Raw genomic sequence first — 8,198 nt, 5'->3', positions numbered from 1 at the left:
GCATTTGCTCGAACGCGGGACAATTGCTATCGCAAGCACACCGCTACTCTATCTATAGCCCAAGTACGGACAGCGCTTTCACCTTCCTTCAAACTGAACCTGCCAGCTATTACACTAGTGCTTCCTATCCGTTCATGGCTTTCCCATGCCTCAGCACAGCCTCGCACCGCTAGATATTCTTCTGTTCCCCACCTGGCTTGTTCCGGTCGAGCCGGCAGGGGTTGTGCTCAAGGGACATGGGCTGGGCATCCGGGATGGCCGGATTGCGCTGATCGCTCCCCGGGCCGAGGCACTCAAGCATCACGCCAGGGAAGTGCGGGAACTGCAAGGAATGCTGCTGGCACCCGGCCTTATCAATGCCCATGGCCATGCCGCGATGACGCTTTTCCGTGGCCTGGCCGATGATCTCCCGCTGCAGACCTGGCTTCACGACCATATATGGCCGGCCGAGTCTCGCTGGGTCGATGAACAGTTCATCCGCAGCGGCAGCGAGCTGGCCATTGCCGAACAGCTGAAAAGCGGCATCACGTGCTTTTCCGATATGTACTTCTTCCCGAATGTGATCAGCGAGCTGGTACACAAGCATGGGATTCGCGCGCAGATCGCCATTCCGGTACTGGACTTTCCGATTCCAGGCGCTCGCGATGCAGATGAAGCGCTACGCAAAGGCGTCGCGCTGTTCGATGACCTGAAGCATCATCCTCGCATCAGCGTGGCGTTTGGACCGCATGCCCCATATTCGGTAGCAGATGACAAGCTGGAAAGCATCCGCATCCTGGTCGCGGAAATGGACGCCGGAATCCATATGCATGTGCACGAAACCGCACATGAGGTCCAGGAAGCGCTGCGCAAGCACGGAGAGCGCCCCCTGGCCCGACTCGCCCGCCTGCAACTGCTTGGCCCCCGCTTCCAGGCAGTGCACATGACCCAGATCGACGACGAGGATCTGGCGTTACTCACGGAGCACAATTGCAGCGTCATTCATTGTCCGGAATCCAATCTCAAGCTCGCCAGTGGCTTCTGCCCCGTCGAACGGCTTTGGGAGGCTGGCATCAACGTGGCCATTGGCACCGATGGCGCGGCAAGCAACAATGATCTGGATCTGCTGGGCGAAACACGTACCGCGGCCTTGCTGGCCAAGGCGGTTGCGGGCTCGGCTACGGCACTCGATGCCCACCGCGCGCTTCGTATGGCAACGCTCAATGGGGCACGTGCACTGGGACTGGATGACCACACCGGCTCCCTGGAGCTGGGCAAGTTCGCCGACCTCGTCGCATTCGACCTTTCCGGCCTGGCGCAGCAACCGATATACGATCCGGTTTCACAACTGATCTATTCGGCCGGGAGAGACTGCGTCCGCCACGTCTGGGTAGGCGGCAAGCAACTGCTGAATGACCGTTGCCTGACGCGCATGGACGAAGAGCGACTGATCGCCAATGCTCGTCAGTGGGGCGAGAAGATCGCGAGCACCGACAAACTCTGATGCGCGCCCTCCATCGCCGAGAGCATCGGCAATGCCGCGACAAACTGACATACAACGATAGGCACCTGTAGCGCCCTTCGTCTGACGGAAGCTGGCAACATGAGCGTTTGCAGCTCAAGCTTCTCCCTCAAGCTTTCAAACGGAACGCACCATGAGTAACGTCGACCACGCTGAAATCGCCAAATTCGAAGCCCTTGCACACCGCTGGTGGGATCGCGAAAGCGAATTCAAGCCCCTGCACGAAATCAATCCACTGCGGGTGAACTGGATAGACGAGCACGCCTCTCTTGCCGGCAAGAAGGTCATCGACATCGGGTGCGGCGGCGGAATTCTCAGCGAAGCGATGGCACACCGCGGCGCCCAGGTAACCGGCATCGACATGGGCGAAGCCCCCTTGTCCGTTGCGCGCCTGCATCTGCTCGAATCCGGGCTGGAAATCGATTATCGGCAAATCACCGCCGAAGCCATGGCCAGCGAATGCCCCGGACAATTCGATGTCGTCACCTGCCTCGAGATGCTCGAACACGTTCCGGACCCGGCATCGGTCATTCGCGCCTGTCATGCACTGGTCAAGCCCGGTGGACAGGTGTTTTTTTCGACGATCAACCGCAACCCGAAGGCTTACGCGTTCGCCATTATCGGAGCGGAGTACCTGCTGCAGCTGCTGCCGCGCGGAACCCATGATTTCAAGAAATTCATCCGCCCATCCGAACTGGGCGCCTGGAGCCGCGATACGGGGCTGGCCGTCAAGGACATCATCGGCGTCACCTACAATCCGCTGACCAAGCAGTACAAGCTTTCCGCGAATGTGGACGTCAACTATATGGTCCAGACGATCAAGGAGGCTTGATGCGCCTGCGCGCTGTTCTGTTCGACATGGACGGTACCCTGCTCGATACCGCTCCCGACTTCATCGCCGTAGCCCAGGCTATGCGCCTTGCCCGGGGGCTTCCTCGCGTGCCGGACCAGCAGATCCGCGACGTCGTATCAGGCGGGGCCAGGGCCATGGTACTCAGCGCGTTCGACACGGACCCGTTTTCGGCTGAATTCGAAGCGCTGCGGCTGGAGTTCCTCGAGCGCTACCAGGAGCACTGCGCCATATATAGCCATCTTTACGATGGCATGGCCGAGCTGCTCGAGGACATCGAGCATGCCAACCTGCTCTGGGGAGTGGTCACCAATAAGCCCCTGCGCTTCGCCGAGCCGATAATGCAGCAGCTGGGCCTGGCTTCACGGTCTGCCGTGCTGGTCTGCCCCGATCATGTCAGCAAGAGCAAGCCCGATCCTGAACCCATGTTGCTGGCGTGCCGCCAGCTCGACCTCGATCCACGCACGGTCTTGTTCGTGGGCGATGACCTGCGGGATATCGAGTCCGGCCGCGCCGCGGGAAGCCGTACGGCCGCCGTACGCTATGGCTACATACATCCCGAGGACAACCCTGATCACTGGGGCGCCGACGTGGTGGTGGACCATCCTCTGGAGCTGCGCAACGTACTGGAACGCGCACTCTGCAGTTGCTGAGGCAACGGCTTTCTGAATACCAGTTCGACCTTTTCGCGCCGCACTGCCGGGCGCCACTGTTCATAAGATAGATGAGGCACACGATGTTCGAGTATTCCGCCCGCCCCGACCTTCTCCAGGGGCGCATCATCATGGTTACCGGCGCCGGTCGCGGCATTGGCGAGGCAGCCGCGAAAGCCTATGCCGCACATGGCGCCACCGTTCTTTTGCTGGGCAAGAACGAAGAGAACCTGAACCGCGTCTATGACGATATCGAGGCGGCAGGACATCCGCGCCCCGCCGTCATCCCCTTCAACCTGGAGACCGCGCTGCCGCATCAATACGACGAGTTGGCCGCCATGGTCGAGGGCGAATTCGGACATCTCGACGGCCTTCTCCACAACGCAGCCATCGTCGGCCCCCGCACGCCGCTGGAGCAATTGTCCGGAGACAATTTCATGCGCGTGATGCAGGTGAATGTCAGCGCGATGTTCATGCTGACCAGCACGTTACTGCCGCTGCTCAAGCTTTCCAAGGATGCCTCGGTGATCTTCACATCCAGCAGCGTCGGTCGTAAGGGACGCGCCTACTGGGGTGCCTATGCGGTATCGAAGTTCGCCACCGAGGGCTTGATGCAGGTGCTCGCCGATGAGGTGGAAGACACCGCTGCGGTCCGCGCCAACAGCGTCAACCCGGGTGCCACCCGCACCGACATGCGCGCCAAGGCCTACCCCGCGGAAAACCCTGCGGCCAATCCGTTGCCGGCAGAGATCATGCCCGTCTATCTGTACCTGATGGGTCCGGACAGCGCTGGCGTCAACGGGCAGGCCCTGAACGCACAATAATAGAGCCGCTGCGCTTGGGGCTGGAACCAGCCCCAAGGTCATCCCGCGAGATGATCAGGGACGTTTTGCACGCTCACCACGGCCATCGTTGCCTGCCGCGCCCCGCTTCTTGCCAGCGCCAGGCCGGGAATGGCCGGATTCGTCACTGCGCTTGCCGCCCTTGCGACCCGAATCTCCCGGACGCTCGGCAACCGCTGTCCCCCTGCCCTTGCCGCCGCCATGTGGTTTGCGGGCAGCCTGGTCGGCACGAGGGCCGTGCGCTTTTTCCGCAGCGCCATGTACATCGGCTTCGTTCGCCGGACGCAGAGTTCGCGACCGCCGCTCGCCACGACCGAGTGGCTTCGCCACCTTGCGTTGCATGCGGTCGATCTTCTCTTTGGCCTTGGCTTTCATTGCCGGGAGCGCCACCGGCTTGAGACCGACTTCCTCACTGAGGATGTCCACCTCCGCCTGCGACATCTCGCGCCAGCGGCCCATGGGCAGATCGGAGGTCATGAACACCGGCCCGAAACGAACCCGCTTCAGCCGGCTAACCACCAGCCCCTGGGACTCCCACAGGCGGCGAACCTCGCGATTACGGCCCTCCATCACCACGCAGTGGTACCAATGGTTGAGCCCCTCACCGCCCGGCGCCTCCTGGATGTCAGTGAAACGTGCCGGCCCGTCTTCGAGCATCACGCCGGTTTTCAGCCGCTCGATCATCTCGTCGTCGACCTCGCCGCGGACACGTACCGCATATTCGCGGTCCATTTCATAGGAGGGATGCATCAGGCGGTTGGCCAACTCGCCATCGGTAGTGAACAGCAGCAGGCCGGTGGTATTGATGTCGAGGCGACCGATGTTGATCCAGCGGCCTTCTTTGGGGCGCGGCAGCCGGTCGAATACCGTGGGGCGGCCTTCGGGATCGTTGCGGGTGCAAATCTCGCCGTCGGGCTTGTTGTAGATCAGCACGCGGCGAACCGATTCGCTGGCTTCTTCGCGTTTGAGCAGACGACCATCGACGGCGATCGCGTCATGCGAGTCGACACGCTGGCCCAGGCTCGCAACGGCCCCGTTGACCTTCACCCGCCCCTCGCCGATCCATTTCTCGACGTCGCGGCGCGAGGCCATACCCAGACGGGCAAGCACCTTCTGCAGTTTTTCGCCGTGGGCAACGTGTGCGGTCGTGTCTTCGTGTTCGGTCATCTGGGCACCTCCCGGTGTGGCATTCCGATTGAAAGGGCGCGAATCATACGCGTATCGGTGATAGCGCGCACCAAAGGATAGCGAATCACTCTCCGTTTCCCTAACCCAACGCGGCAAGCGCCTCGACGGTGTTTCGCTGTATCCGCGCCCAATCGCCGTTCTTCAGGCTTTGTGCATCGATCATCCAGGTACCGCCGACGCACATCACGTTCGGCAGAGCCAGATACTGGGCCGCGTTCGTGGCATTGATGCCGCCGGTAGGACAGAAACGCACATCCGCGAAAGGCCCGCTCAATGCCTTCAAGGCGGCGATACCACCACAGACCTCCGCGGGGAACAGCTTGAAGCGACGATAACCCAGCGCATAGCCCTCCATGACATCCGATGCACTACCGGTACCCGGCAGCAACGGTATGGAGCAGCTCACGCCGGCCTCGAGTATTTCCCGCGTGGAACCGGGCGTCACGATGAACTGTGCACCGGCAGCCTCCACCTCGTCCATCATGCGACGGTCCAGCACCGTTCCGGCACCGACGCACAAGCCGGGGCGCTCTTCGCGCAGGCGGCGAATGGCGGTGATGCCGTGAGGCGAACGCAGGGTGATCTCCAATGTATCGAGGCCGCCGGCAGCAAGCGCGTCGGCCAACGGCAAGATCTGCTCCTCGCTACCGATCGTGATCACCGGAAGAATCCGGGCACGCACGCAAAGAGTTTCGATCAGGGCGTTTTTCTGGTCCATGGTCATGAAAGAATCCTCGGGCCTCATGGGCACCAGTAAATTTCCAGCGGGGAATGCAGGAACGCGCGAATCGGCATCTGCAGGGCATCAGCACTCAATGCCGCACGCATGGTTTCGAGCTTGTCGGTACCCTGGATCGCCAGGCACTGCATCCGGGCGGAGGCCAGTAAGGGATAGGTCAGCGTAATCCGGCACTCGGGGGCAGCCGGCGCGTGTATCGGCAGGCAGCGTTCCGGGCAGTCATGCCGCAGCGCATGCGCAAGGTTCGCATTGCCAGGAAACAGCGAAGCCGTATGTCCATCGTTCCCCATGCCCAGCACGAGTACATCGATGGGACGGGTGAATTCCAGCAACGCCTGATCGGCAAGCCGCGCCGCGTCCTCGAGCGAATCCGCAGACCGATAAAGCCCGAACAGCTGCGCCTCGGCCGCGGCGTTCCGTAATAGATGGCGGCGAACCAGGCCCTCGTTGCTCGCGGGGTCGCTTGGCGGCACCCAACGCTCATCAGCCAGGCCGATCTGCACCCTTGACCATGGAAGTTCCCGCCGCGAGAGCGCCTCGAAGAAGGCAACCGGGCTGCGCCCGCCGGATACGACGAGGCTGGCCACACCATGGGTTTGCACGGCATACGCGAGCGCTTGGCCACCCCGTCGGCCAGCAGTTCCGCCTGTCGCTGCGCATCGGCCGAACTGTGGGCAATAACGCCAGTGGGCAGATCGAGTTCAGAGATCGCCATACCAGGACCTCCCGTCACGCGTGATGAGGGCAATCGAAGCGACCGGCCCCCAGGAGCCGGCCGGGTAAAGTTTGAGTTCTGCACCGAGCCGGGTCCAGCCGTCGATCAACTGATCGCACCATTGCCAGGCGTACTCGATCTCGTCCCGGCGCACGAACAGGTTCTGGTTGCCCTGCATGACTTCCAGCAGCAGGCGCTCGTAGGCATCCGGGATTCGAGCGCTCTTGTAGGTCTCGGAGAAATTCAGCTGCAGAGGGCCGCTGCGAAGATGCATCCCCTTGTCCAGGCCCTGCTCCTTGGTCATCACCTGTAGGGAGATTCCTTCGTCCGGCTGCAAGCGAATGATCAGGCGGTTGCTGATCAACGAGCGCTGCTCCGGGGCGAAGATATAGAACGGCGGCTCCTTGAAATGGATGACGATCTGCGACAGTTTCTGCGCCATGCGCTTGCCGGTGCGCAGATAGAACGGGACGCCCGACCAGCGCCAGTTGCAGATATCGGCCCGCAGCGCCACGAAGGTTTCGGTACTGCTTTCGGTATTGGAATTCTCTTCTTCGAGATAACCGGGAACTGCCTTGCCTGCGACATTCCCGGCAGCGTACTGGCCCCGGACCACACGCTGGTGAATGCTTTCGGGCGTAAGCGGCGCCAGCGCCTTGAGCACCTTGACCTTTTCGTCGCGAATGCTGTCCGCCGTGAGGTTGCTCGGCGGGTCCATGGCGATCAGGCAAAGCAGTTGCAGCAAATGGTTCTGGACCATGTCGCGCAGCTGGCCGGCCTGATCGAAATACCCCCAGCGCCCCTCGATCCCCACCGTTTCGGCAACCGTGATCTCGACATGCGAAATGTGGTGCTGGTCCCACTGCGTCTCGAACAGGCTATTGGCGAAACGCAGCGCAATGAGGTTCTGTACGGTCTCTTTGCCAAGATAGTGGTCGATGCGATAGATACGGCTCTCAGGGAAGTACTGCGCCACGGCATCGTTGATCACCCGGGACGATTCCAGGTCATGCCCGATCGGTTTTTCCAGCACCACTCGCGCCTGCTCGGCAAGCCCGGTCGCAGCGAGGAATCGGCAGATATCGCCGTAGACGGAGGCCGGTGTGGCGAAGTAGGCAATCAGCGGCAGCTCCGCCGGCACGCACTCGGCAAGCGCCGCGTAACCCTCACCCTGGCGAAAATCCATCGTCAGGTACTCGAGCCGGGCAGCGAAACGCTGGAGCGTCCGCTCGTCCAGCTCGCCCGCCGGAATGCGGTTGTGCAACGCCTGCTCGATACGGGCCTTATGGAGCGACGGCTCACCCGGCTCGCGGGATAATGCCAGTATTCGGGTGTCGGCATGCAGCAGGCCGGCCCGATCCAGTTGATACAGGGCGGGAAACAGCTTGCGCAGCGCCAGATCGCCCAAGGCGCCGAACAGGGAGAAAGTGATGGCCTCTAGGGTAATGCCTGGCATGGTCTTTCCGCTTGAAATACAAAAATCTCGATGCAGCCAGAAATACAGCTTAAGCACGACGATGGCTAGCCAAACAGCCCAAATCGATGAATGCCGGCGTCGCGGCGATCACTCAGGAAATACTGGCGCCACCCCAACAGACACGATTGCTCGGCAAATGCTCAAGAGACCATGAAAAAAAATCGAAAAGAGCGCGAGTGCGTTAATGCTTCGATAAATCCCCGCAACACCGTATCGGCGTAGCGCCAACAAGC

General features: G+C 61.5%; 7 protein-coding genes and 1 pseudogene. 4 read left to right on the top strand and 4 right to left on the bottom strand.

Annotated elements, in window-relative coordinates; genetic code table 11:
• Positions 1-145 precede the first annotated feature (145 nt).
• The 4 genes from BAY1663_RS00995 to BAY1663_RS00980 all read left to right on the top strand — a co-directional run bounded on the left by BAY1663_RS00995 (position 146) and on the right by BAY1663_RS00980 (position 3,828).
• Complete coding sequence (locus BAY1663_RS00995; RefSeq protein WP_128576011.1) at positions 146-1,483, top strand: TRZ/ATZ family hydrolase; 1,338 nt, start codon at positions 146-148, stop codon at positions 1,481-1,483.
• Between the two features lie 151 nt (positions 1,484-1,634).
• Positions 1,635-2,333: a bifunctional 2-polyprenyl-6-hydroxyphenol methylase/3-demethylubiquinol 3-O-methyltransferase UbiG gene (gene ubiG / locus BAY1663_RS00990; protein ID WP_037037166.1), complete on the top strand. Its 699-nt coding sequence runs from the start codon at positions 1,635-1,637 to the stop codon at positions 2,331-2,333.
• Positions 2,333-3,004, top strand: coding sequence for an N-acetylmuramic acid 6-phosphate phosphatase MupP (gene mupP, locus BAY1663_RS00985; protein WP_037037164.1), 672 nt, complete (start codon positions 2,333-2,335; stop codon positions 3,002-3,004). The genes ubiG and mupP overlap by 1 nt, the downstream gene beginning before the upstream one ends.
• 83 nt (positions 3,005-3,087) lie before the next feature.
• Positions 3,088-3,828 (top strand): YciK family oxidoreductase, encoded by a 741-nt coding sequence (locus tag BAY1663_RS00980; protein WP_037037162.1) that lies wholly within the window; start codon positions 3,088-3,090, stop codon positions 3,826-3,828.
• Between the two features lie 54 nt (positions 3,829-3,882).
• Here the strand turns inward: BAY1663_RS00980 and rluB are convergent, their stop codons facing one another.
• The 4 genes and pseudogenes from rluB to zwf form a co-directional block, all read right to left on the bottom strand.
• The gene (gene rluB / locus BAY1663_RS00975) at positions 3,883-5,013 is read right to left on the bottom strand and encodes a 23S rRNA pseudouridine(2605) synthase RluB (protein ID WP_037037161.1); all 1,131 of its coding nucleotides are present in this window, start codon (positions 5,011-5,013) and stop codon (positions 3,883-3,885) included.
• A gap of 100 nt (positions 5,014-5,113) precedes the next feature.
• Positions 5,114-5,758 (bottom strand): bifunctional 4-hydroxy-2-oxoglutarate aldolase/2-dehydro-3-deoxy-phosphogluconate aldolase, encoded by a 645-nt coding sequence (locus tag BAY1663_RS00970; protein ID WP_037037159.1) that lies wholly within the window; start codon positions 5,756-5,758, stop codon positions 5,114-5,116.
• Positions 5,759-5,775: 17 nt separating this feature from the next.
• Positions 5,776-6,488: pseudogene (gene pgl / locus BAY1663_RS00965) on the bottom strand (6-phosphogluconolactonase).
• Positions 6,475-7,944 carry a glucose-6-phosphate dehydrogenase gene (zwf, locus tag BAY1663_RS00960; protein ID WP_037037157.1) on the bottom strand — a complete coding sequence of 490 codons (1,470 nt, stop codon included), beginning with the start codon at positions 7,942-7,944 and terminating at the stop codon, positions 6,475-6,477. The pseudogene pgl and the gene zwf overlap by 14 nt, the downstream one beginning before the upstream one ends.
• Positions 7,945-8,198 lie beyond the last annotated feature (254 nt).

Source organism: Pseudomonas sp. BAY1663 (assembly GCF_000582595.1).
In the GTDB taxonomy this organism is placed as follows: domain Bacteria; phylum Pseudomonadota; class Gammaproteobacteria; order Pseudomonadales; family Pseudomonadaceae; genus Stutzerimonas; species Stutzerimonas stutzeri_AF.
This window is presented reverse-complemented; position numbering and strand designations above follow the sequence as displayed.